Here is a 21,600-nt window from a genome sequence, read left to right on the forward strand (position 1 = left end):
CGAAGACCACTACGCTGCCGGACGGAGCCGGAACCGGTCGCCCCTCGCGACCGGACCGGCTTCGCGGGGACGGGCCCTGGCGGCGCCGTAGCGTCTCGGCCCCGGTCACCGGGCCGGGTGTACGCACCCGACCGGCGTGTCCGGGGGCGGGCGCCGGCGCACGGCCATCGCCAGGGCCCTCATGTTCCGCGTGAGCCGATCCGGCCTCGCGTACGTGAGAAGGGGCATGAGGTTCTCCCGGATCGCGCTCGTTCCCCTGTTGCTCCTGCTGCCTGCCACGTCCGTGCCACCCGCCCACGCTGTCAGCAAGAAGGTGCTGGTGGAGCTGCGTAAGGAAGGCGGCTTCGCGGGATTGCTCGACCGCGTGACCGTGTACGCCAACGGCTGCGCGCGCTTCGACCGGCGCAGGGGCCCGGCCGTCGACAAGTGCCTGACCGCCAAGGAGCGCCGCCGGTTGCGGACCCACCTCGGGAAGTTGCGGCTCGGCAGGTCGGAGGCCAGGCCGCAGGGCGCCGACTTCCTCAAGTACACACTGGTGTACGACCGGCACCGCGTCAGCCGCTACTCTTTGCCAGCGACCTGGAAGCCCGTGGTGGGCGACCTGGAGCGGGCGATGGAAAAGTACTGGGCGCCTGACTGAGCCGGTCGCGGGCAGGAGAACGGCGTGCTCAGCATCGGGGTCCCGCTCTCGCTGTCCGGCCGGTACGCCCGGTTCGGCGGCCTGGCCGCGCGCGGCCTCGACGCCTGGCGGTCGCTCACGGACGGCGTGGAGCTGGTGGTCGAGGACGACCAGAGCGACCCCGAGATGGTCGAGCGCGTGCTGCGCGACCTGGCGGGACGCTGCGACCTGCTGCTGGGGCCGTACTCCGCCGAGCTCGCCCGCCGGGCCGGCCGGGTCGCCGTGGAGCAGGGGCTCCTGCTGTGGAACCACGGAGGCTCCGGCGGCCCCGCCTTCCCCGGTCACATGGTCCCCGTCCTCACCCCGGCGAGCCGGTACGCCGAGCCGTTCGTCCGGCACCTCGTACGCGGCGGCGACTCGCGCCCGCTCTGGATCGTCCAGGGCACCGGCCGTTTCGCCCGCGAGGTCGCGCTGGGCGCGGAGCGGCGGGCGAGGATCGCGGGCCTGCCGGTGACCAGGCAGCGGCCGCGCGACCCGTCGTGGCACCTGTTCAGCGCGGGCTCGTTCGACGAGGACGTCACCACGGTGACGCACACGAAGGTGCCAGGCGCGGTGTGCGCGGTGGCGGCAGGCGTGCGCGCGTTCGGCGAGTCCGTACCCGATCCGCGCGGCGTCTACGGCGTCGGCCAGTGGTTCCCCGGCAGCGGCGCCGAGGCGGCGATCGGCTGCGCGGAGGCGGACTTCGTCGCCGCGTACGGCGGGCCGCCCGACTATCCCGCCGTCCAGGCCGCGGCGGCGGCGATCCTCGCCGTCCACTGCGCGGAGCTGGCGGGCGGCACCGCGCCCGATGACCTGTGGCGGGCCGCCGCGCGGCTGCGGACCACCACCCTGTACGGCGCCTTCGCCCTCGACCCCGGCACCGGCGTGCAGACCGGTCACCGGACGGTGCTCACCCGCTGGGAGCCCGGCGGCCCGGTCAGTTACGAGTAAAGCTCTCCATCAAGTGATTGACCAAGAGGCCGGACCAGAACTACCGTCGGCCTCATGACCCCTGGGGAGAGCACACAGGCCGCCCTGATCCTCAAGGTCGCGACCCACCTGTTCGCGGCGCTCGGCTACGACGGCACGTCCACCCGCCAGATCGCCGAGGCCGCCGGGCTGAACATCGCCACCGTCAACTACCACGTGGGCGGCAAGCGGGAGCTCTATCTCGCCGTCATGGAGGCCGCGCACCAGGCGGAGAAGGCCGCGCTGGAACGCGCGCTCGAACGCCTGCCAGGTGACGACCCCGTGGCCGCCCTGCACCGGCTCACCGACGACTACCTCGACTTCTGCGTCGACCACCCCGAGGTGCCCGCCCTGTGGATGCACCGCTGGCTCTCCGACGCCGGCGACATCACCCAGCTCGAACGCCAATACGTCAAACCCCTGATGGAGACGGTGACCGCGGCCCTGCGGCCGGCCGTCGAGTCGGGGCTGATCTCCCCCGACGCCGACGTCGAGTACACCGTCTGGACCGTCATCTGGGCCGTGCACGGCTTCGCCAAGGGCGGCGTGCTCGACGCGGAGGGCCGCCGCAGGGCGGCCGGCGACCGGGCGGCGCTGCGCCGCTTCCGCGCCCACCTGCATCGCGTCGTGCACCGCACGCTCGGCCTGCCCGGCGACCCCCGGTGACCGCCCGCGGCGCCGCGCCGCCGGCCGGATACCTCGGGCGCGGCCGGCTGCTCGGCTACGGCGTCGGCTCCGTCGGCACCGGCGTGTTCTCCGCGGTCCCCGGGCTGCTGCTGCTCTACTACCTGACCGACATGCTCGGCGTGCCCGCCGCCGTGGCCGGCGTCGTGCTGGTCGCGCCCAAGATCTGGGACGTGCTGCTGAACCCCCTGGTCGGCGCCGCCAGCGACCGCGAGGCCGTCAGGACGGGCCGCAGGACGCGGCTGCTGATGACCGGGGCGCTGGCGCTGCCGGTGGCGTTCGCGCTGATGTTCGCGGTGCCGGGTGACGTGCCGGGCGCCGTGTGGGCGGGGGCGGCGTTCCTGCTCGCGGCCACCGCGTTCGCCTGCTTCCAGGTCCCGTACGTGGCCCTGCCCACCGAGATGTCCCCCGACCAGGGCGAGCGGACCCGCATCATGTCCTGGCGGGTGGTCTGCCTGACGGTCGGCATCCTGGTCGCGGGCGGCCTGGCCCCCGCCCTGGTCGAGCTGGCGGGCGGCGGCCGGGCCGGTTACGCCGTCATGGGAGTGACGATCGGCGCGATCATGGGCGCGGCGCTGGTCGCCGCGACGCTGGCCACCCGGTGGGTGCCGTCGCTGCCGGGGCCGCGCCAGCTCGGGCCGGTGGCGGCCTTCCGGCTGGCTCGGGGCAACCGGCCGTTCTTCGTGCTGCTGGCCGCCTTCGTGACGCAGGCGCTGGCCGTGGCGGTGATGCTGGCGGGAGCGCCGTACGTCGCGGCGTACCGGCTCGGTGACGACGCCCTGACCTCGGTGATGTTCGTCTGCCTCGTCGGGCCCAGCATGCTCGCCGTGCCCGCCTGGGCCTGGCTGGCGCGCGTCCACGGGCCGGTGCGCTGCTACCTGGCCGCGTCCATCGGGTTCTGCGGGGTCGCCGGGGCGCTGGTCCCGGCCATCGCGGCGGGCGGGCTGGCCGCGACGCTGGCGCTGACCGCGCTGGCCGGCGTCTGCTACGCGGCGCTGCAGCTGCTGCCGCTGTCGCTGCTGCCCGACACCGTGCACGCCGACGCGGCGCGTACCGGGCAGGCGCAGGCCGGGGCGTTCACCGGGTTGTGGACGGCCGGCGAGACGGCGGGCCTCGCGCTCGGCCCCGGCCTGTACGCGCTGGTGCTCGCCCTGTCCGGGTTCGTCTCCGCGGCGGCCCCCGTCGCGCAGTCCCCTAGTGCGCTGACCGGGCTGCTGCTCGGCTTCACCGCGCTGCCCGCCCTGCTCATGCTCATCAGCCTGCCGTTCGTCCTCCGCTACGGCAGGCTCACCCTCACCGGAAAGGAGGCCGTGTGAACCTCCCCCCTGCCGGACGGCCCGCCGAGGACCTGCTGGCGGAGATCGCCCGGCTCAAGGAGCACGACCTGCCCGTACGCGGCGGCCAGGTGACCGCCTACGTCTACGACACCGGCCGGGCCGCCGTGCACGACGCCGCGACCCGGGCGTACCTGGAGATGCTGGAGGTCAACTGCCTCGACCCGACCGCGTTCCCCAGTGTGGTCGAGATGGAGCGGCAGGTCGTCGGCGCGGTGTCCGACCTGCTCGGCGGCGGCCACGGGATCTTCACCAGCGGCGGCACCGAGTCGATCATGCTGGCCGTGAAGGCCGCCCGCGACCGCGCCGCCCGCGACCGGCCGAACCTGGTGCTGCCCGTCACCGCGCATCCCGCCTTCCACAAGGCCGCCCACTACCTGGGCGTCGAGGTCAAGGCCGTGCCGGTGGACCTGGAGACGTACAAGGTGCGGCCCGCCGACGTGGCCGCCGCGATGGACGAACGGACGGTGCTGGTCGTCGTGTCCGCGCCGTCGTACCCGCAGGGCGTGATCGACCCGATCGAGGAGGTCGCGGCGCTGGCCGCGGCCTCAGGGGTGCCGTGCCACGTGGACGCCTGCGTGGGCGGGTGGCTGCTGCCCTGGTTACGGGAGGCGGGCGCGGCGGTGCCGGCGTTCGACCTGTCGGTGCCCGGTGTCACGTCGCTCTCCTGCGACCTGCACAAGTTCGGCTACGCCCCCAAGGGGGCTTCTGTGCTGCTGTTCGCCGATCCCGCGATGCGGCGCAAGGCGTACTTCGCGTCGGCCGCCTGGCCGGGGTACACGATCATCAACGCGACCGTGCAGAGCTCGCGTTCGGCCGGGCCGCTCGGCGGCGCCTGGGCGACGCTGCAGGCGTTGGGCCGCGAGGGGTACGTGGAGCTCGGCCGGGCCACGCTGGAGGCGACCCGCCGACTGCGCGACGGCCTCGCCGCCATCCCCGGGCTGCGGGTGCTCGGCGAGCCCGAGTCGTCCCTGGTGGCTTTCACGGGTGCCGACGTGGACGTGTTCGTGCTGGCCGACGAGGCGCGGGCGCGCGGCTGGTTCCTGCAGCCGCAGCTCTCGTACGCTGGGATCCCCGCGAACCTGCACATCACGGTCACCGGCGTCACGCTGTCCGGGGTTGAGGCCATGCTGAAGGTCATCGCCGAGTCGGCCGACGCCGCCCGCGAGCGCGGCCCCGCCGTGCTGCCCGACGGTCTCGTGGAGCTGGTCGCGGGGATCGACCTGGACGCGATCGACGACGCCACGTTCGCCGAACTGAGCGCGTCGGTCGGCGTGGACCTGCGACCCGGCTCGGGACAGCCGGAGATGGCCGTGGTGAACGCCGTCCTGGACGCCCTGCCGCCCGCGTCCCGTGAGGCGGTGCTGGTGAGGTTCCTGTCGGTCATCTATGGCGGTTAAACCCAAAAGAGGCCCATGAGGTTTGATATATAGGGATTCGCCGAAGATACGGGGGAGCGAAAGAGCGCGAGGTGGCCTTTCCCGGGGGCGTCGAGGCCCGGTTCATCAAGGGCGCCAAGCCGTACGACGCTGAGACCGGGGAGTTCGGCGACTACGTCGTCAACCCCGGCTACCGGCCCTGAGCGTCAGGTCGGGAACGTGGCCTCGATGCGGTGGCCGCCCTCCGGCAGGGGGGCGCACTCCAGCGTGCCGCCCACCAGCTCCACCTGGCGGCGCAGGTCGAGCAGGCCGATGCCGGAGGTGGCGGTGAAGTGGGGCACGACGGCGTCGGGGCGGCCGCCGGTGTGCCGCACGGTCACGCGTACCGCGCCCGGAAGCCACCGCACCAGCACGCGCGCGCCCGCCCCAGGCGCGTGCTTGCGGGCGTGCGCCAGCGCCGCCTCCACCACCACGTACGCGGTCCGCCCCACCACCCCGGGCACCGGCACCGGCGTGCCGTCCACCGACAGCTCGACCGGCAGCCCCTCCCTGGCCGAATCGATCACCAGGGGCCGCAGGTCGGGCAGCGGCAGCCCGAGGTCGAAGCCCTCGCCGGTGCCGCGCCGTAACAGCGCGACCATGTGGCGCAGCTCGTCCAGCGCCTCCGACCCCGCCGCCCTGATCTCCTCGGCCGCCGCCCTGGCCCGCTCGTCGCCGGAGTTCATCGCCATGACCCCGGCCTGGAGCACCATGCGGCTGACGCGGTGGGTGACGACGTCGTGCAGCTCGCCTGCGAGGCGTTCGCGTTCGACGCGCTGGTCGCGCTCGGCCAGCTCGGCGCGCAGGCGGTCCCTGACGCGGACGTAGCGGCCGTACATGACGGACAGGGCGATGACGGCCTCGGTGCGTCCGGCCAGCGGGAGGCGGTCGGAGAGCGCGAGCACGCCGAGCGCCAGCACGATCACCGGCAGCCAGCGCGCCAGCGGCCGCTCGCCGGAGGCGAACGCCATCGCGGCGTACGCGGCGAACGGCCCGGCGGGCGGCCAGATCGGGGCGCCCGGGGCCGGCGGCGGCACCAGCGAGGGGAAGAGCACCGCGAGGACGGGCAGCGCGACCGCCGTGGCAGCGCCGACCCAGGCCACCGCGAGCGGAGCGCGGCGCAGCCACAACACCGGGACCGCCGCCGCCAGCAGGATCGCCAGGACCGCGCCCGTATGGCCGGTCGCGAGCGTCAAACCGGCCGCGACCAGGACCGCGATGGCGTCGATCGGTCGCGGGCGGGCACCGTCCACCGCCTCATCGTACGATCACCCGCCGTGCCTGCCCACCCCCGATCCGGTAGCCGCTCAGACCCGAGTGATGCGGACGGCGTCGGCGATGACGTACCCGGTGGTGGAGGTCCAGCGGCTCACCCCGACCACGTTGTACGTGCCCGCGTTGAGGGCGAAGGTGCCTATCGACCGCCAGGCTCCGCCGTTGCTCCGCTGGTCCACGGTGACGGTCCGGTTCCCGCCCGAGGCCGCCACCACGTACGGCGTCGCGCTGTTGTACCCCGCGTCGGCCGGATACCACACCTCGACCCGATAGCTGCCCGCGCTCGGAATCGCGGCGCGGAACCACGCGGGATCGCTGGCCGCGACAGGGTCGGCGAAGCGGTAGTCGCTGCCGTGCAGCTGCCCCGAGTACGTCGAGGTGCCCCACGCGGAACCGGCCGTGAAGGCGGCGTCGGCGTTGTCCACCACCACGCTGAACCCGCCGCCGCCACCGCCCGGCGCGCGGCCCTGGCTGGGCGCGCTCTCCTGGTGGGTGCGGTTGAGCGCGGTCACGTAGTAGGTGGGCGACGCGGTCGGCGCGGGGTCGGTGAACGTCTTCTGCCTGGTCGTCCCGATCAGGTTCTTCGCGTCGGCGAACGAGCACTCGCCGGCCGTCCCGTCCACCCGGTAGACCGCATACGCGGTGCCCGAGCCGGTCCAGGCGAGCTGCACGCTCCCGCCCGATCGGGTGGCCGACGTGATCGACGGCACGGCGGGCGCGGCGGCGGAACCGCGCGCGGGCACCAGCGCCGGCCTCGTGTAGTGGTCGCGGACGACCTTGGTGAACGCGCCGATCCTGTCGGCCTTGACGTCCTTCGCGCTGAAGAAGACGTCTCCGGTGATCTCGGGATGCCGGCGGTTGTCGAGGAGGTGGTCGCTCAGCTCGGCCGGGTCCTGCCAGGCGGCGTCCTGCCCCGACGCGCCCGCCCGGTAGGCGGCCTGGCCGACGACGAGCTGCACGCCGGTGCCCCTGGCCACGTCGGACCACCAGGCGGTGAGCACCTCGTACGCGGCCGTCGGGAAGCCGATGTGCCAGTAGATCTGCGGCGCCAGGTAGTCGACCCAGCCCTGCTTGACCCAGGTGCGCGTGTCGGCGTAGATCGCGTCGTACGACTGCAGGCCCGTCGTGCGCGAGCCGAGCGGGTCGGTGCCCGCGTTGCGCCAGATGCCGAACGGGCTGATGCCGAACGCCACGTGCGGCTTGGCCGCGTGGATGCGCTGGTCGAGCTCGCGTACGAGACGGTTGACGTTGTCGCGGCGCCAGTCGCCGACGTTGCCGAACGAGCCGCCGTAGCGGGCGTAGGCGTCGGCGTCGGGGATGTTCTGGCCGCTGACCGGATACGGGTAGAAGTAGTCGTCGAGGTGCACGCCGTCCACGTCGTACTTGCTGACGGCGTCCATGATCGCGTCCTCGATGAAGGCGCGGACCTCGGGGATGCCCGGGTTGTAGTAGAGCTTGCCGCCGTAGGCGAAGCGCCAGTCCGGGTGCTGCCGCGCGGGGTGCGTGGAGACCAGCCGGGAGGGGTCGTCATGGTTGGCGATCCGGTACGGGTTGAACCAGGCGTGGAACTCCAGGTTCCTGGCGTGGGCCTCGGTGACCATGAAGGCCAGCGGGTCGTAGCCGGGGTCGCGGCCCTGGGTGCCGGTCAGCCACTGCGACCATGGCTCGTACGGCGACGGCCAGAACGCGTCGGCCGTCGGCCTGACCTGCACGATCACTGCGTTCATGCGCTTGGAGACGGCCAGGTCGAGCCAGGCGCGGTACTCGGCCTGCTGCGCGGAGACGCTGAGCCCGGTGCGGCTGGGCCAGTCGATGTTGGCGACCGAGGAGATCCACATGGCCCGGAGCTGGCGCTTCGGGGTGGCGGGGTCGGGGGTGCAGGCCGCGGCCGCGGCGGAGAGGGGGTTCACGAGGCTGAGGAGTGCGGCGGTGAGCGCCGCCAGGACGATACGCGGAAGCGCGGTCACGAAGGAAAGTTTCAGCGCAATCGACGGATTGCGCAATGGTCTTCAGAAACATCGGACGACCCAGGCGTCCGTTGAAGGGCGAGAAGTTTCACTTAACTCGGAAGTAATGTCAATTATCGACATTTGTCAGGAGATTGCCGTAGCGTGCTGCCGTCACGTCTGTGAACGAGGAGCCCCCCATGACTCTCGCCCGCACGCGATTAGCAGCCCTCGCCACCGCGATCCTCACCCTCATCCTCATCGGCGCAGGCCAGCCCGCCTGGTCCCAGGCCGCCGAGCCTCCCCTGCCCGCCGCGTTCACCAAGGCGGCCGAGACGCACGACGTACCGCGTGACCTGCTGGTCGCGCTCGCCTACGCCGAGACCCACCTCGACGGACACGGCGGCGAGCCCAGCGCCAGCAACGGCTACGGCGTCATGCACCTGGTCAGCAACCCGACCAACCACTCGCTCGAACAGGCCGCCAAGCTCACCGGCATCCCCGCCGACCAGCTCAAGAAGGACGACGCGGCCAACATCCTCGGCGGCGCGGCCGTCCTGCGCGCCCACGCCGACGCGCTCGGCCTCGACGACAGCGCACGCAAGGACCCGGGCCGCTGGTACCCGGCCGTCGCCAAGTACGGCAACGCCTCCTCCCCTGAGCTGGCCCGCCTGTACGCCGACGCCGTCTACGAGCAGCTCGGACTCGGCATCGACACCAAGGGCGTCCGCGTCGCGCCCCAGGAGATCACCGCGGACCGCGGCGAGTACGCCAAGGCCCGCGACCTGAACGCGCGCGCCGGCGACAAGTCAGGCCAGGCGGCCGAGACCCCCGCCGCCATCGCCAGCGCCGACTACCCGCCGGCCGCCTGGGTCGCCGCCAGCTCCAGCAACTACCGCGTCTCCAGCCGCGAGACCAGCTACAACATCGACAAGGTCGTCATCCACGTCACCCAGGGCTCCTACGCCGGGACCATCTCCTGGTTCCAGAACCCGGCCGCGCAGGTCTCCGCCCACTACGTGGTCAAGTCCTCCAACGGCGCCATCACCCAGATGGTCCGCGACAAGGACGTCGCCTGGCACGCCGGCAACTCCAGCTACAACAACCGCTCGATCGGCATCGAGCACGAAGGCTTCGTCAACGACGCCTCGTGGTTCACCGACGCCATGTACCGGGCCTCGGCCGCGCTCACGCGCTACCTGTGCGACAAGTACAACATCCCGAAGAACCGGACCGGCATCATCGGCCACAACGAGGTGCCCGGCGCCACCCACACCGACCCCGGCTCCAACTGGAACTGGACCACGTACATGAACTACGTGACCGGTGACGGCGGCACCCCGAGCTGGACGACCACGGTCGACAACAGCACCTCCGGCCAGTTCACCGCCAGCGCGAACTGGGGCACCTCCAGCTACTCCAGCCAGCGCCACGGCGCCGACTACCGCTTCGCCGACCCGGTCGCCTCCAGCGACCCGGCCTGGTACTCGGCGACCATCCCCAGCGCCGGCACGTACCGGGTCGAGGTCTGGTACCCGGCCGACCCCGGCTACAACAGCTCGGCGCCGTACATCGTGGCAACATCCAGCGGCAACCAGACCGTGTACGTCGACCAACGCTCAGGCGGCGGAGCCTGGCGATCCATCGGCACCTTCTCCCTGAACGCGGGCACGTACAACGTGGTCGGGGTAAGCCGCTGGACCTCAGGCACCGGCCTCGTCATAGCCGACGCCGTCCGCATCAGCCGCTGACCACCTGAATAACCACGGCCCGCGCCCGCATACCTCCCGGGCGCGGGCCGCATTCCTCCCAGCGACCGTGCCCGTCTCGCGTAGGCTCTCGGTCCTTGGGAGGAGGCTCGGCATGTACGTCTCGAAGCTGGCCATCCACGGCGTCCGCGGCCTCTCCGGCGCGCGGGAAGTCGATCTCGGCTTCGCCCGCCCGGACGGCTCGTACCAGGGCTGGACCGTCCTCACCGGGCCCCAACGGCTCAGGAAAGACGACCCTGCTGCAAGCCACCGAACGAGCCGCGAGGGCCGTACGTCCTGGACCAGGACCTGTACCAACGCGTCGTGTTCGGCAGCGGCGACGACGCCGCCCTGACCGAGCTCTTCGGCATGGACAGCCCTTACTCCCGGCACGCGGACGACCTGAGACGCACACTCGGAGACCTCGAAGAGCAGGTCCTCAGCGGCTCGGCGTCACGAACGGCGTTGGATGAATATCGAAAGCTCAGCGAGACTCTGAAAAGTTCGCTGAGCGCCCGCGTAGACGAAGTCTCAAGCCGACTCTGAGCGCACCGGGGCACCCGCCCGGCCTGCCTCTCACCCGGGCTGCAGTCCCCCGCCGTCACGACTCAGAAGTCGAACTCCCCGAGCTTCGCACCACCCACAAAGGCCCGGAACACCCCACCCCGCAGCACCATCGGCGGAACGTCCGGCTGCTCGGAATCCCGGATCGCATACCGGTCGCCGTTCAGCTTGGCGGCGTAGAGGCAGTCCCCACCATCCGGGCCGGAGAGCGTGGACTTCACCCATCGAGCCTGCGACAGCTCGGCACGCAGTTCGTCACTAATCCCCATACCGTGCCGCCACCTCATGCAGTAGACACTGGCTTATATGTACTGGTTGTGCCCATTTGTGGATCGCGTCATACCTAACCTTGAGAAGCCGCACGATATCCTCCCGAGCCGAGACAACGTCCTGAGCTGCGGCATTGATGCTGACATGGTCGGGTATGCCATCACCTTGAGCTATTGAAAAGCCTCCGGCCACCCCTGCCGTGGCTCCCACATCAAGCGGGACGACCTGCAACGAAATATTGAGGCGCTGAGTCATCGAGAGCAGATGCTGTAGTTGCTCTCGCATCACGTCCTTACCGCCCACCGGCCGGAGGAGGGCGCATTCGTCGATGAGCCCCCAGTACAGGGGCGGCTGCTCGCGGTCGAACACGACCTGCCGCCTCATCCTCGTCTCAACGGCCTCTTCGATCCATCGCTCGGTGGCTTGCGGCGCGGCGGCGAGGACGGCGCGCGCATAACGGGCGGTCTGAAGAAGCCCCGGCACCAAGAGCGGTTGCCAGGTTCGTATGGTGTGCGCTCTTTCTTCGACTTTCGGCCACTCACTGAACCACTTCGGCACGGACATGGCCGTGGTGTTGGGGAGGAGGTCGAAGAGTTCGCCGTTGAGGCCGAGGACTGCTTCCGCGGTGAGCGTGAACTGCCTGGTCGGTCTGCGTTTTCCGCGTTCGATCAGCCCTACCAGGCTTTCGCTGCACGAGAGCAGCTCTCCCAGAGCCGTCTGCGAGAGGCTTGCTCGCTCGCGGGCTTTTCGCAGGATCTCGCCGTATGTCCCCTCGGCCATGGTTCTCACGCCCATCCGTCCGGGTACAGACCGTGACTTCGCGATTACAAAATAGCGGTGAAGCGCCACGCTGGTAAGGGCGTGCGGACAACGGGCTCACCTGCTGTCGGCACGAAACAGCGGCAACTCACAGCAAAGTCGGTGATCGCATGCGTACGGCAACGGAGATTCCAGACGTTCACCTATGGCGGGATATGACCCTGCGTCGAAACGACAGGACCTCGTGGCAGGCGCGGCAGGCGATCGGGCTCTGGCTGGTCGACAGTCACCTCGCCCTGCGAGCGGACGCCCTCCAGGTCGTCGCCGAGCTCGTCGCCAACGCCGTGCGGCATGTGCCGGGTGGGAGGCGGCGGGGCTGGGTGAGGGTGCGGCTCGGGTTCGGGGACCGGTTCGTTCGGATGCAGGTGATCGATCCGGGGACGCGGACGGCGGCGCCCTGCTTCGCCGCCGCGACCGGGGGTCTGGAGGAGTCGGGGCGGGGGCTGGGGATCGTGGCCGCTCTGAGCATCCGGTACGGCACCGAAGTGCTCAAGCGCGGCCACCGTCTCGTCTGGGTCGATCTCGCGGCCACGCTGTGAACAGACGATTCCCCGGGTGGGAGATTCTGGAGGGTGCCGGGGGCGGGTACATCGCGTACCGGACTGTTCTCGTGGCCCGGACCGGTGGGTTGTCCAATGTCCGGTGTGGGGCCACACTCGATGAGTTGTTCCGGCACCTTGCTCAGGAAATGGCGTCAGGCGGTGGCGCCGCCGTCTATGACGTGGTCGGTGCCCACCACGAAGCTTGACTCGTCCGACGACAGCCACAATGCGGCGGCGGCGATTTCGTCCGGGGTTGCGACGCGGCCGATCGGGAGTGAGCTCTTCATGCGGGTGTCGCGGTCTTCGCGGGTTTCGCCGGGGCGCATCGACATGGGGGAGTCGATGGGGCCGGGGCTCAGGGCGTTGATGCGGATGCCGTCGGTGATGTGGTCGCGGGCGGCGGTTCTCGTCAGGTGGCTCACCGCGGCTTTTGAGGCGGCGTAGGCGCTGGCCCCTGCCAGGCGCCAGTGGGCTCCCAGGTTCGACGCGACGTTCACGATCGTGCCGCCGCCGTTGGCTCGCATGTGGGCGATCTCGTGCTTCATCGACAGGAACACGCCCTTGAGGTTGACGGCGACCACGTCGTCCCAGGTGTCCTCGTCGTAGTCGGCCAGCGGGGCCACGGTGCCGAAGATGCCGGCTGCGTTGAGGGCGATGTCGAGGCGGCCGTAGCGGCTTACGGCGGCGTCCACCATGGCGGCGACCGACGCCGAGCGCGTCACGTCCACCGCGTACGCGCTGGCGCGGCCTCCGCTCTCCTCGATCAGTTTCACCAGCTCCGCGAGCCGGGCCTCGTCGCGGCCCGCGACCAGGACGGCGGCGCCCTCCCCCGCGTACGCGAGCGCCGCCGCCCGTCCCACGACCCCGCTCGCGCCCGTGACGAGCGCGACCTTTCCTTCGAACCTTCGCAGCATGAATTCCATACCAATCATTCTCATATTTGGACGGCCATCATGGCCTGGTCGACCGCGTCGCGCAGGCGGCGCGGGTCGGGGTCGGCGCGGGCCAGGACCTGGAGACCCTGCAACAGGACGAGGAGGAACGCGGCCAGCGCCTGCGGGTCCTTGCCCGCAGGGATCTCGCCCTGGGCGCGGGCCCGGACGAGCGCGCCCGTGAGCGCCGTCTCCAGCTCCGTCCAGCTCGCCGCCACCTTCGCCAGCACAGCCGGGTCGCGGGCGGCGAACTCGACGGCCGAGTTGACCACCATGCAGCCCCGCCGCAGCTCGTCGGCCAGGCAGGTGGCGACGTACGAGTCCAGGAGCGCCCGGATGGCGGGCACCGCGGGCCCCGGCTGGGAGAGCGGGCCGATCACGTCGCGCCCCCGCACGTAGCGGTCGAGCGCCTTGACGTACAGCTCACGCTTCCCGCCGAACGTCGCGTAGATGCTCGCCTTCGCGACCCCGAGCCGCTCCACGAGGTCGGCCATCGAGGTCGACTCGTAGCCGCGCTCCCAGAACAGCTCCAGCGCATGCTGCAGCGCCACGTCCGGGTCGAACTCCTTGGTTCTTGCCACGGGCGTGACGCTAGCAGTATCGAGACCGATCGGTCAAAAATCCCTCACACCGAGCTGCCCGTCACGATCGGCTGCCGGCCCTCAGCGCGGCGTGAGGACCGCCCTCCACGCGCCGTCCGCCTGGCTGTTGGAGTTGGCGGCGAGCTGGGTGACCCTGGAGCCGTCCACGCTGACGAGCACGAGCCCGTTCTTGAACTCGTTGCCGCACTTCCCCGCGCACCCGAGCGCGATGACCTCGTCGTCGCCGGCCCAGGCGTGCAGTTGCAGCACCCGCTGACGGCCGGCCACCTCGCCCGTGGCGATGTCGGTGATCTTCGTGGGCAGCCCATCTTCACCGAGCAGCAGCCGGCCGTCCGGCGAGAGCGCCGAGTGGCGCGAGTGGCCGACGTAATGCTGCCCGGCCGGCGCCTCGGCCTCCTCGCCGTCGATCGTGTACCAGACGCGATCGGGACGGTTGATCGTGGGGCTCCAGATCAGCGTGCCGTCGAGGCTCCAGCCAAGGTCCTGGCGCATGTTCCCTTCAAGCCGCCGCTCAGTGGTGCGCGGGAGGGCAAGGCTCGAGCCCATGGTGGGGAGTGGCGCCAGCTCGTGGTAGTCGGTGGTGCCCGCCGGCACGTCGATGACGTAGTAGCCGGTGCGCGGGCTGGGGGCCATGCGTGGGCCGAACTCTTCGCCTTGGGATTCTTGGAGGTCAGGGTATTCGGAGTAGGCGGTGGCGAGGATCCTGGTGCCGTCGGGGGACCAGGCGACCGCGGCCACGTCGTGCTCCAGCTCGTACCAGGCGAGCATCTGCCGGGTGTTCATGTCGAGCACGCCCACCCGCTTGCCCATCACGTCACCCTCGACGACGGCCGCGACCTGAAGGCCGGGGGCGACGTCCACCCACGCGTACGGGGTCCGCTCGTAGCCGCCGGTGCGCGGGTCGTACAGGGACCAGGTGTACCGGATGCGCCGCAGGCCGTTCTCGATGGGCTCGGCGCTGTACTGGTAGTACGCCGAGACGGCCATGGTCCCCGCGGCGATCAGCTTGGCCGGCGGGACGTTCTCCGTGTCGGTGTGCACGTCCGTCGGCGCGGGCGACGGCCTGACGGGCAGCTGCACCCCGTCGGCGGGCACCACGACGGGGTCGGCGCGCCAGGTCACGAACAGGGCGACGGCCGCGATCATGGCGCCCACCAGGAGCGCGGCCCCGATCGGCCGCCAGGGCGCGCGCCTGCGCAGCGCCCGGTCGGCGAGGTCGGCCGGCACCTCGGCCTCGTCCGCCCATTCCTCGAACGTGTCACGCAGCAACCTGGTCATCTGGCCACCTCCTCCATTCCCTGTGCCAGCTCGGGGGCGATCTCACGCAGCCGCGCCAGCGACCGGTGCGCGGTGCTGCGCACGGTGCCGACGGTGCAGCCCAGCATCTTCGCCACGTCCTGCTCAGGCAGGTCCTCGAAGTACCGCAGCACGAGCACCGCCCGCTGCCGGGCGGTCAGCCGGGACAGGGCCGAGCGCAGCACGAGGCGCAGCTCGCTCTGGTGGTGGGCGTCGCGCGCGGCACGTTCCGGCGGGCTCGCCTGCACCACCTCGGGCCGGCGTACGCTCGCCCGCCACCAGCTCACCTGCTGCCGGTACATGATCTGCCGGACGTACGCCTCCGGCGCCGCCACCCGCCGCCATCTGCCCGCCAGCTTCGCCAGCGCCGTCTGCACCAAGTCCTCGGCCGCGTGCTGGTCACCGCCGGTCAGCAGGTACCCGAGCCGCATGAGGGCAGGCGATCGCGCGGCGACGAACTCGCGGAACAGGTGTTCGTCCGCGGCGTCCACGGTCACCTCCAAGGGGATCGACAATCACCCTTGCAGACGCCGTGGAGCCGCCCCGCTATGCGACCTATCGAAGGTCGTGGCGCTGCTGGGCGGCCCGCAGCGCCGGGGTGTGCTCGCTGAACCAGCTCAGCAGCGCGCACAGCTGCCGCGCCAGGCTCCGCCCGAGTGGCGTCAGGCGGTAGCTGACCTGCGGCGGGACGGTCGGCTCCACCAGGCGCTCGACCAGGCCGTAGCGCACCATCGACTTGAGGTGCTGCGACAGCATCTTCTGGCTGATGCCGCCGATGTGCCGGTGCAGGCCGGAGAAGCGCATCGGCCCGGGAACCAGTGCGGCGATGATCAACGCACCCCACCGGCCGGTCACCTCGGCCATGACCGGCCGGGTCGGACAGTCCTTGTCGAAGGAGTCCGCCGGAAGCTCGAACTGCTCACTCACCGCCATGCCATGAGCTTACAAAAAGGTACGTACTTACGAAAGGTGAGCCCCAGCCCTAGAGTCGACTCACCGGAAACCCGACGAACGGATTCAAAGTGGTAGCAAGCCATGTATCCCCTGCCTTCCTCGGCTGGGACCTCGGAGGCATCGTGGTGCGCCGAGTCGACGAGATCGACATGTCACCGGAGACCAGTCAATGGCTGCTGCCGGACGCCACCCCGGAGCACCTGCACCACCCCTTGCTCCACCCCGGCTTCACCGCCGTCGCGATGCACGTCCACCTCTTCGCCATCGAGGCGAACGGCAAGCGCATCCTGGTCGACACCGGCATCGGCAACGACAAGCCCCGGCAGATCCCCGACGCCGACAACCTGCGGACCCCGCTGCTGCACCGGCTGACCGCCGCGGGCTTCGCCCCGGACACCATAGATGTGGTGATCACCACGCACATGCACGTCGACCACGTCGGCTGGAACACGTACCTGGCCGACGGCCGCTGGACGCCGACCTTCCCGAACGCCCGCTACCTCACCGACCGCAGGGAATGGGACCACTGGACCGCCGTCGCGGAAACCGACGAGGACGTCGCCCAGGTGCACCGCGACTCCCTGCGGCCCGTCCGCGACCACGGCCTGTACGACCTGCTCGACGTCCCCGCCGCAGGTCTGGACGTGGCCGACGGCGTCCGCCTGGTGCCGACCCGCGGCCACACGCCAGGCCACCTGTCGGTGAAGCTGACGGGCACCGGCCGCAACGCGCTGATCAGCGGCGACAGCCTGCATCATCCCGTGCAACTGGCGTACCCCGAGATGGCGACCGTCGGCGACGTCGATCCCGCCGAGGCACGGACCACCCGCCGCCGCCTGCTGACCGAGCTGGCCGGCACCGACGACCTGCTGCTGGGCACCCACTTCACGCACCCCACCGCCGGACGGGTCCGGCGGCGGGACGACGGGTTCCAGCTGCTGGACGCGTCCCCCGCCCTGCTCCCGCCCGCCTAGCGACCTTCGCCCTCGGGGCGGGTCGGCGTGGGATTGAGGTAGTCGAGCGACGCGTCATCCCCCGGCACCTCCAGCAGGCCGAGCGTGTCCTGCTCGCCCCTGCGGGTGATGACCGCGTTGATGGCCTCGGTCAGCTCCTGCCTGTCGTAGGCGCCCTCGGGCAGCTCGTTGAGATGCCCGAGCAGGTCGGCGGGCAGGCTGACGTGCCGGGACGCCTGCGCGTACACGTCTCTCATCGCCACCCGCTCGCGCCCCTGGAACGCCTCGTCGATCGCCTGGCGCAGCTCGTCGAGCACCGCGTGTTCCGTCATCAGCTCTCCCCCGGAGTTCCGTGGAGCAGGTCGTCCGCCTGCTCCGCCACCATGTCCACCGTGACGTCGCGCACCCAGGACTCCACGTGCGGGCAGCGCTCGGCCGCCGGGTCCACGCCGTCCGCGCCGCAGGCCGGGCAGGCGGTGGTCCACGAGATCAGCGGCCGGTGCGCGGCCCGGCTGAGCGGGCCCGCGTTGATGAGGTTGCCGCACCAGTAGACGGCGACCGTGGGGGTGCCGACCGCCGCGGCCAGGTGGCGCGGGCCGGTGTCGTTCGCGATGAGCAGGTCGCAGCGCTCGAAGAGCGCGGCGAGGCCGCCCAGCCCGAGGGTGCCGACGACGGGGATCGCGGGCCGCCGCATGGCCGCGACGACGCCCGTGACCAGGTCCTCCTCCGCGCGGGTGCCGGTCACGACCACCGGTCTTCCGGTACGGTCGGCGGCCTCGGCGAAGCGCTCGACCGGCCAGCGCCTGCGCGGGTCTGTGGCGCCGGGATGCACGGCGACCAGCCCCTGCGGCGTCCTGCCGAGCACGCGGGCCAGCTCGTCCCGGTCGCCGCCGGTGACCTCGACGCGCGGCTCGAGTCCGCCGCTCACCCCGCTGCCCACCCCGCCGACCAGCGCCGCGACCTGGAGGAAGCGCAGGGTGTCGTGGTGGTAGTGGGTGTACGGCAGCCACCGGTCCAGGCTCTCCGCCCCCGGCGCGCGCAGCCCTGCGGTCACCCGGGCGCCCAGCCGGCGCACGAACGGGTTGGAGTAGCGCCCGCCGCCGTGGATCTGCACCGCCAGGTCGAAGCGCCGCTCCCGCAGCTCGTCGTAGAGCACGTCGGGGGCGCTGCGCCCGCTCTCGTACGTGGACACTCCCGTGATGGGCGGCAGCGCCACCACGTCGTCCACCGGCCCGGGACGCCCGGTGAGGAACGCGGCATGCCACGGCGTGGCGAGCAGGGTGAGCTGCGCCTCGGGATAGGCCCGCTTGAGCGCGTCGAGCGCCGGCACGGCCATGAGGTAGTCGCCGAGCGCGTTGGCCCGCAACACCGCGATCCGCCGCACATCCGCCACCAGCCCGCCGCCCGCCTCCGAGCCGGCCACGGTCCCCAGCCCGGCGCTCACCGCGGGTTCAGAGGCGATCATGACGGCTCCATCACGTAGTCGTAGCACTCGGCGGCGCGGTCCATGACGGTGGTCGGCAGCTCCAGGTGGTAGGCGCGGCTGGGCAGCAGGCCGGCGCCGCCGTGCCGTTCCATGACGCGCAGCTGCGCCACGACGTCCTCGCCGGCGTGCGCGGCCGGCACCGACCGCCAGAACTCGAACCCGCCGCACCCCTCCAGCAGGGCCCGGTCGTAGAGCACGCACCCGCCGATCCAGGCCACCTTGTACGCCCGCCACGCCGCACTGATCCCCACCTTCTCGGCCAGGTGCAGCGGGTTGGCCGCGTTGTGCAGGGTGTGCCGCCGCCAGGCGGGGCTGTCCCTGCGCACCCGCTCGGGCCACACCTGCCGGGCCCACTCCTCGTACGGCGAAAGCTCGTGGGGCCGCCGGTCGTGCCGGTGGGACAGCCCGTGCAGCCCGTACCCGACGAACCCGCACCCCAGCTCCCCGAGGGCGGACACCAGCACGGAGACCGCACAGGGCTCAAGCCACACGTCGTCGTCCAGGTAGAGGCACCACCGCCGCTCCGCCTGCTCCAGCAGGAACTGCCGCTGCTCGGCGAGCCCCCGCGCGGGCACGTGGCGCAGCAGCGAGACGGGATGGCCGCGATGCTCAAGGATCCGTACGGCGCTCGCCACCAGCGGGTCCCCGGTCACCGGCACGGACGACTGGTCGGAGATCACGACCCGGAACCCGCGCGCGTCCTGCGCCGCGAGCCCGGCCAGCGTCACCGCCAGCGAAGCCGGGCGGTCCTTGGTCGGTACGAGCACATCGAGGTCTCCAGGGCCGTGCATAGCCGCCTGGCTACCCGCCCCCTATCGCGCCTAACTTCCGATATGCCGGGTTTGAGCAGGGCTTTTACTGGTACCTCCCCCTCATGGGCACAGACAAGATCCCCAGCGCCGTGGTCGTCGGCGACGTCATGCTCGACTCGTGGCTCCGTGGCTCTGCCAAGCGTCTCGCCCAGGAGGCGCCGGTGCCCGTGATGAGCCTGGAGGCCACCGAGGACGCTCCCGGCGGCGCCGCCAACACCGCCGCCAACCTGGTGGCGCTCGGCGCCCGCGTCCGGCTCGTCGGCGTGGTGGGCGACGACGAGTGCGGCGCGACGCTCGTCGAGTCGCTGCGCCTGCTCGGCGTCGGCGTCGACCTCGTGACCGTGCCCGGCCGGCGTACGGCGCACAAGCGGCGGCTGATCACCAGCGGCCAGCTCACCGCCCGCTACGACGAGGAGGACCACGGCGAACTCCCCGAGGACGCCGAGCGCGAGCTGCTCAGCCGGCTGACCGACGCCCTGGCCGGGGCCGACGTGGTCGTGGCCTGCGACTACGGGGGCGGGGTCTGCACGCCGGCGGTCCGCAAGGCCCTGGCGGGACTGCCGCTGCTGGTCGTGGACGCGCACGCGGTCGCCCCGTGGCGCGAGTGCGGCCCGTACGTGGTGCTGCCGAACTTCGCCGAGGTCGTCCGCCTGCTCGACGACGAGGACGAGACGGGCGACCGGCCCGCGTACCTGATGGCCAGGTCCGATCAGCTCCTGGAGCTGACCGGCGCGCGCATGGTCGTCACCACCCTCGACGGCGAGGGCACGCTGCTGCACCGCCTGGGGCAGCCGCCGTACCGGACCTACGCCCAGCCAGCGCCGCAGCACATGGCGACGGGCGCGGGCGACACGTACACCGCCGCGTTCGCGCTCTGGCTGGCCGGCGGCGCGGCCCCCGAGGAGGCGGCGCGGGCCGGGCAGGCGGCGGCCGGGGTGGTCGTCCGCCGTCAGGGCACCGCCGTCTGCACCCGGTACGAGCTCCAGCGCGCCCTGCGCCGCCAGGAGGGCCAGGAGGGCACCGTGCAGGCCGCCGAGCAGCTGGCCAGGCTCCTGGACGAGCACCGGCGCAGGGGCGAGCGGGTGGTGTTCACGAACGGCTGCTTCGACGTGCTGCACCGGGGGCACGTGACGTACCTGGAGCAGGCGAGCCGGCTCGGCGACGTGCTGGTGGTGGCGGTGAACGGCGACGCCGGCGTGGCCAGGCTCAAGGGCCCCGGCCGCCCGGTCAACCCGTGCGAGGACCGCATGTCGGTGCTGGCCGCGCTCACTTTCGTGGACTACGTGACCGAGTTCGACGAGGACACCCCTGAGCGGCTGCTGCGGATGATCCGCCCCGAGCTGTACGTGAAGGGCGGCGACTACACCGCCGAGATGCTGCCCGAGGCGCCGCTGGTGCGGGCGCTGGGCGGCGAGGTGCGGGTGCTCGGCTACCTGCCCGACCGCTCCACCACGGCCATCATCGGCCGCCTGCGCCTGCTGCCCTGACTCACTACAGCGCCTTGGCCAGCCACGGGCGGAGGACCGGCAGCACGTTGACCGGCTGCATCGCGCTCATGTGATCGAGCCCGTCGAGCACCTCGACGTCCCAGCCCCGCTCCGCCAGCTCGGCGCGGTGCCGGACGAGCGGGCCGCGCAGGTCCACGGTCACGCCGCCCCACTTCTCCTCGTAGCGGATCTCGTCCTCCGAGCCCGCGAAGCACAGGCGCGGGCAGGTGAGCCCGGCCTTCGTGTCGTCGAAGCCCTGCAGTCCCTCGTAGAGGGTGACGAACTGCCTGGCCTGCTCCTCGCTCGGCAGCCCGTCGGTCGACGACCAGGGGTCGTCGCTCTCCGAGGGCGCGGGCGGGTCGACGGCCATCTCGTACGTCGCCATCGTCACCTTGAGCATCTCCGCGTACGGCCCCGCGTACGGCGGGAACCCGCCCATGACCAGCGCGGAGAGGCGGTCGGTGCGGAGGGCGAGCTGGAGCCCGCTGAGCGCCAGCCACGAGTACCCGTAGTAGGCGAACCGCTCGGCCCCCGCGGCGTCGGCCACGGCCAGGAGGTCGCGGGCGACGTTGTCGGGGGTGAGGGTGCCGGGTTTGGGGTGGTTCATCACGTGCCCCTGGTAGTCGAAGACCACCACCTGGAAGGCGTCCGACAGCCCCTCGATGAAGGTGCGGCCGAGCGCGGGGTCCATGCCCCACTTGCGCATCTCCTCGGCCCGCTCGCCCTCCACAGGCTGTGGATCGACCGGCAGCAGCACGGTGGGACCCGACCCGTGCACCTCCACCTGGATCGTCTCGCCGTCGTGCGTCGTCGCCTCGGCCATGGCGCCCTCCCCTGATTCATTACGCCGT

At 71.7% G+C, this 21,600-nt stretch carries 24 protein-coding genes; 11 read left to right on the plus strand and 13 right to left on the minus strand.

The genetic code is table 11. The features are described from left to right. Positions 1-226 precede the first annotated feature (226 nt). From ACFFR3_RS33130 to ACFFR3_RS33155, 6 genes are read left to right on the plus strand one after another with little or no spacing between them, the layout of a single operon-like run. Positions 227-640, plus strand: coding sequence for a hypothetical protein (locus ACFFR3_RS33130; protein WP_379484419.1), 414 nt, complete (start codon positions 227-229; stop codon positions 638-640). Between the two features lie 24 nt (positions 641-664). Further along, entirely contained in the window at positions 665-1,609 is a 945-nt protein-coding gene (locus tag ACFFR3_RS33135) for an ABC transporter substrate-binding protein (protein WP_379484420.1), read from the plus strand. A 54-nt stretch (positions 1,610-1,663) separates the two neighbouring features. Beyond that, the gene (locus ACFFR3_RS33140) at positions 1,664-2,293 is read left to right on the plus strand and encodes a TetR/AcrR family transcriptional regulator (RefSeq protein WP_364367393.1); all 630 of its coding nucleotides are present in this window, start codon (positions 1,664-1,666) and stop codon (positions 2,291-2,293) included. Beyond that, positions 2,290-3,627 carry an MFS transporter gene (locus tag ACFFR3_RS33145; protein WP_379484421.1) on the plus strand — a complete coding sequence of 446 codons (1,338 nt, stop codon included), beginning with the start codon at positions 2,290-2,292 and terminating at the stop codon, positions 3,625-3,627. The genes ACFFR3_RS33140 and ACFFR3_RS33145 overlap by 4 nt, the downstream gene beginning before the upstream one ends. Beyond that, positions 3,624-5,045 carry a pyridoxal phosphate-dependent decarboxylase family protein gene (locus ACFFR3_RS33150; protein ID WP_379484422.1) on the plus strand — a complete coding sequence of 474 codons (1,422 nt, stop codon included), beginning with the start codon at positions 3,624-3,626 and terminating at the stop codon, positions 5,043-5,045. Before ACFFR3_RS33145 ends, ACFFR3_RS33150 begins: the two co-directional genes overlap by 4 nt. 35 nt (positions 5,046-5,080) lie before the next feature. Beyond that, positions 5,081-5,227, plus strand: coding sequence for a scabin-related ADP-ribosyltransferase (locus tag ACFFR3_RS33155; RefSeq protein ID WP_379484493.1), 147 nt, complete (start codon positions 5,081-5,083; stop codon positions 5,225-5,227). Positions 5,228-5,230: 3 nt separating this feature from the next. On the opposite strand, the gene ACFFR3_RS33160 is transcribed toward ACFFR3_RS33155, so the two are convergent. Together ACFFR3_RS33160 and ACFFR3_RS33165 are read right to left on the minus strand one after the other, a co-directional pair. Then, complete coding sequence (locus ACFFR3_RS33160) at positions 5,231-6,316, minus strand: sensor histidine kinase (RefSeq protein WP_379484423.1); 1,086 nt, start codon at positions 6,314-6,316, stop codon at positions 5,231-5,233. Positions 6,317-6,370: 54 nt separating this feature from the next. Continuing rightward, a complete protein-coding gene (locus tag ACFFR3_RS33165; RefSeq protein WP_345392097.1) occupies positions 6,371-8,305 on the minus strand; it encodes a family 10 glycosylhydrolase in 1,935 nt (644 codons plus the stop codon). Positions 8,306-8,484: 179 nt separating this feature from the next. Here ACFFR3_RS33165 and ACFFR3_RS33170 point away from each other — a divergent pair, with 179 nt between their 5' ends. Together ACFFR3_RS33170 and ACFFR3_RS33175 are read left to right on the plus strand one after the other, a co-directional pair. Then, entirely contained in the window at positions 8,485-10,035 is a 1,551-nt protein-coding gene (locus tag ACFFR3_RS33170) for a golvesin C-terminal-like domain-containing protein (protein WP_345392100.1), read from the plus strand. Between the two features lie 112 nt (positions 10,036-10,147). Then, positions 10,148-10,387, plus strand: a complete 240-nt coding sequence (locus tag ACFFR3_RS33175) for a hypothetical protein (protein ID WP_345392103.1) — start codon at positions 10,148-10,150, stop codon at positions 10,385-10,387. 253 nt (positions 10,388-10,640) lie between these two features. On the opposite strand, the gene ACFFR3_RS33180 is transcribed toward ACFFR3_RS33175, so the two are convergent. Together ACFFR3_RS33180 and ACFFR3_RS33185 are read right to left on the minus strand one after the other, a co-directional pair. Continuing rightward, positions 10,641-10,817: a DUF397 domain-containing protein gene (locus ACFFR3_RS33180; RefSeq protein ID WP_379484424.1), complete on the minus strand. Its 177-nt coding sequence runs from the start codon at positions 10,815-10,817 to the stop codon at positions 10,641-10,643. Positions 10,818-10,854: 37 nt separating this feature from the next. Beyond that, on the minus strand, positions 10,855-11,646 hold the full coding sequence (locus tag ACFFR3_RS33185) for a helix-turn-helix domain-containing protein (protein ID WP_364561430.1): 792 nt from the start codon (positions 11,644-11,646) through the stop codon (positions 10,855-10,857). A 194-nt stretch (positions 11,647-11,840) separates the two neighbouring features. Between ACFFR3_RS33185 and ACFFR3_RS33190 the strand changes: the two genes are divergently transcribed. Next, a complete protein-coding gene (locus tag ACFFR3_RS33190; RefSeq protein WP_379484425.1) occupies positions 11,841-12,224 on the plus strand; it encodes an ATP-binding protein in 384 nt (127 codons plus the stop codon). Positions 12,225-12,379: 155 nt separating this feature from the next. On the opposite strand, the gene ACFFR3_RS33195 is transcribed toward ACFFR3_RS33190, so the two are convergent. From ACFFR3_RS33195 to ACFFR3_RS33215, 5 genes are all read right to left on the minus strand, one after another. Continuing rightward, positions 12,380-13,150 carry an SDR family NAD(P)-dependent oxidoreductase gene (locus ACFFR3_RS33195; protein WP_379484426.1) on the minus strand — a complete coding sequence of 257 codons (771 nt, stop codon included), beginning with the start codon at positions 13,148-13,150 and terminating at the stop codon, positions 12,380-12,382. A gap of 11 nt (positions 13,151-13,161) precedes the next feature. Next, a complete protein-coding gene (locus ACFFR3_RS33200) occupies positions 13,162-13,740 on the minus strand; it encodes a TetR/AcrR family transcriptional regulator (RefSeq protein WP_345392115.1) in 579 nt (192 codons plus the stop codon). A gap of 81 nt (positions 13,741-13,821) precedes the next feature. After that, a complete protein-coding gene (locus tag ACFFR3_RS33205; protein WP_379484427.1) occupies positions 13,822-15,039 on the minus strand; it encodes a WD40 repeat domain-containing protein in 1,218 nt (405 codons plus the stop codon). Next, positions 15,036-15,548: a SigE family RNA polymerase sigma factor gene (locus tag ACFFR3_RS33210; protein ID WP_364367438.1), complete on the minus strand. Its 513-nt coding sequence runs from the start codon at positions 15,546-15,548 to the stop codon at positions 15,036-15,038. The genes ACFFR3_RS33205 and ACFFR3_RS33210 overlap by 4 nt, the downstream gene beginning before the upstream one ends. 64 nt (positions 15,549-15,612) lie before the next feature. Further along, the gene (locus ACFFR3_RS33215; protein ID WP_345392130.1) at positions 15,613-15,990 is read right to left on the minus strand and encodes a winged helix-turn-helix transcriptional regulator; all 378 of its coding nucleotides are present in this window, start codon (positions 15,988-15,990) and stop codon (positions 15,613-15,615) included. 143 nt (positions 15,991-16,133) lie between these two features. Here ACFFR3_RS33215 and ACFFR3_RS33220 point away from each other — a divergent pair, with 143 nt between their 5' ends. Further along, the gene (locus tag ACFFR3_RS33220; protein ID WP_345392133.1) at positions 16,134-16,985 is read left to right on the plus strand and encodes an MBL fold metallo-hydrolase; all 852 of its coding nucleotides are present in this window, start codon (positions 16,134-16,136) and stop codon (positions 16,983-16,985) included. On the opposite strand, the gene ACFFR3_RS33225 is transcribed toward ACFFR3_RS33220, so the two are convergent. Genes ACFFR3_RS33225 through ACFFR3_RS33235 form a run of 3 tightly spaced genes read right to left on the minus strand, consistent with a single transcriptional unit; the run spans position 16,982 to position 19,241 of the window. Then, positions 16,982-17,296 carry a hypothetical protein gene (locus tag ACFFR3_RS33225; RefSeq protein WP_364367447.1) on the minus strand — a complete coding sequence of 105 codons (315 nt, stop codon included), beginning with the start codon at positions 17,294-17,296 and terminating at the stop codon, positions 16,982-16,984. The genes ACFFR3_RS33220 and ACFFR3_RS33225 overlap by 4 nt on opposite strands. After that, positions 17,296-18,429 carry a glycosyltransferase family 9 protein gene (locus ACFFR3_RS33230; protein ID WP_379484428.1) on the minus strand — a complete coding sequence of 378 codons (1,134 nt, stop codon included), beginning with the start codon at positions 18,427-18,429 and terminating at the stop codon, positions 17,296-17,298. The genes ACFFR3_RS33225 and ACFFR3_RS33230 overlap by 1 nt, the downstream gene beginning before the upstream one ends. Continuing rightward, complete coding sequence (locus ACFFR3_RS33235) at positions 18,426-19,241, minus strand: glycosyltransferase family 2 protein (RefSeq protein ID WP_345392145.1); 816 nt, start codon at positions 19,239-19,241, stop codon at positions 18,426-18,428. The genes ACFFR3_RS33230 and ACFFR3_RS33235 overlap by 4 nt, the downstream gene beginning before the upstream one ends. 83 nt (positions 19,242-19,324) lie before the next feature. On the opposite strand from ACFFR3_RS33235, the gene rfaE2 reads away from it, so the two are divergent. Then, on the plus strand, positions 19,325-20,749 hold the full coding sequence (gene rfaE2, locus ACFFR3_RS33240; RefSeq protein ID WP_379484429.1) for a D-glycero-beta-D-manno-heptose 1-phosphate adenylyltransferase: 1,425 nt from the start codon (positions 19,325-19,327) through the stop codon (positions 20,747-20,749). Positions 20,750-20,753: 4 nt separating this feature from the next. Here the strand turns inward: rfaE2 and ACFFR3_RS33245 are convergent, their stop codons facing one another. Continuing rightward, complete coding sequence (locus ACFFR3_RS33245) at positions 20,754-21,572, minus strand: alpha/beta fold hydrolase (protein ID WP_379484430.1); 819 nt, start codon at positions 21,570-21,572, stop codon at positions 20,754-20,756. Positions 21,573-21,600: the final 28 nt, after the last annotated feature.

Origin of the sequence: Nonomuraea salmonea (assembly GCF_042428605.1) — a bacterium.
Lineage (GTDB): Bacteria > Actinomycetota > Actinomycetes > Streptosporangiales > Streptosporangiaceae > Nonomuraea > Nonomuraea salmonea.

Coding starts and splice junctions, on each gene's coding strand:
- ACFFR3_RS33190 (WP_379484425.1), top strand. CDS start 11,841: ATGACCCTGCGTCGAAACGACAGGACCTCGTGGCAGGCGCGGCAGGCG.
- ACFFR3_RS33185 (WP_364561430.1), bottom strand. CDS start 11,646: ATGGCCGAGGGGACATACGGCGAGATCCTGCGAAAAGCCCGCGAGCGA.
- ACFFR3_RS33235 (WP_345392145.1), bottom strand. CDS start 19,241: ATGCACGGCCCTGGAGACCTCGATGTGCTCGTACCGACCAAGGACCGC.
- ACFFR3_RS33175 (WP_345392103.1), top strand. CDS start 10,148: ATGTACGTCTCGAAGCTGGCCATCCACGGCGTCCGCGGCCTCTCCGGC.
- ACFFR3_RS33130 (WP_379484419.1), top strand. CDS start 227: ATGAGGTTCTCCCGGATCGCGCTCGTTCCCCTGTTGCTCCTGCTGCCT.
- ACFFR3_RS33195 (WP_379484426.1), bottom strand. CDS start 13,150: ATGGAATTCATGCTGCGAAGGTTCGAAGGAAAGGTCGCGCTCGTCACG.
- ACFFR3_RS33205 (WP_379484427.1), bottom strand. CDS start 15,039: ATGACCAGGTTGCTGCGTGACACGTTCGAGGAATGGGCGGACGAGGCC.
- ACFFR3_RS33170 (WP_345392100.1), top strand. CDS start 8,485: ATGACTCTCGCCCGCACGCGATTAGCAGCCCTCGCCACCGCGATCCTC.
- ACFFR3_RS33225 (WP_364367447.1), bottom strand. CDS start 17,296: ATGACGGAACACGCGGTGCTCGACGAGCTGCGCCAGGCGATCGACGAG.
- rfaE2 (WP_379484429.1), top strand. CDS start 19,325: ATGGGCACAGACAAGATCCCCAGCGCCGTGGTCGTCGGCGACGTCATG.
- ACFFR3_RS33245 (WP_379484430.1), bottom strand. CDS start 21,572: ATGGCCGAGGCGACGACGCACGACGGCGAGACGATCCAGGTGGAGGTG.
- ACFFR3_RS33140 (WP_364367393.1), top strand. CDS start 1,664: ATGACCCCTGGGGAGAGCACACAGGCCGCCCTGATCCTCAAGGTCGCG.
- ACFFR3_RS33230 (WP_379484428.1), bottom strand. CDS start 18,429: ATGATCGCCTCTGAACCCGCGGTGAGCGCCGGGCTGGGGACCGTGGCC.
- ACFFR3_RS33215 (WP_345392130.1), bottom strand. CDS start 15,990: ATGGCGGTGAGTGAGCAGTTCGAGCTTCCGGCGGACTCCTTCGACAAG.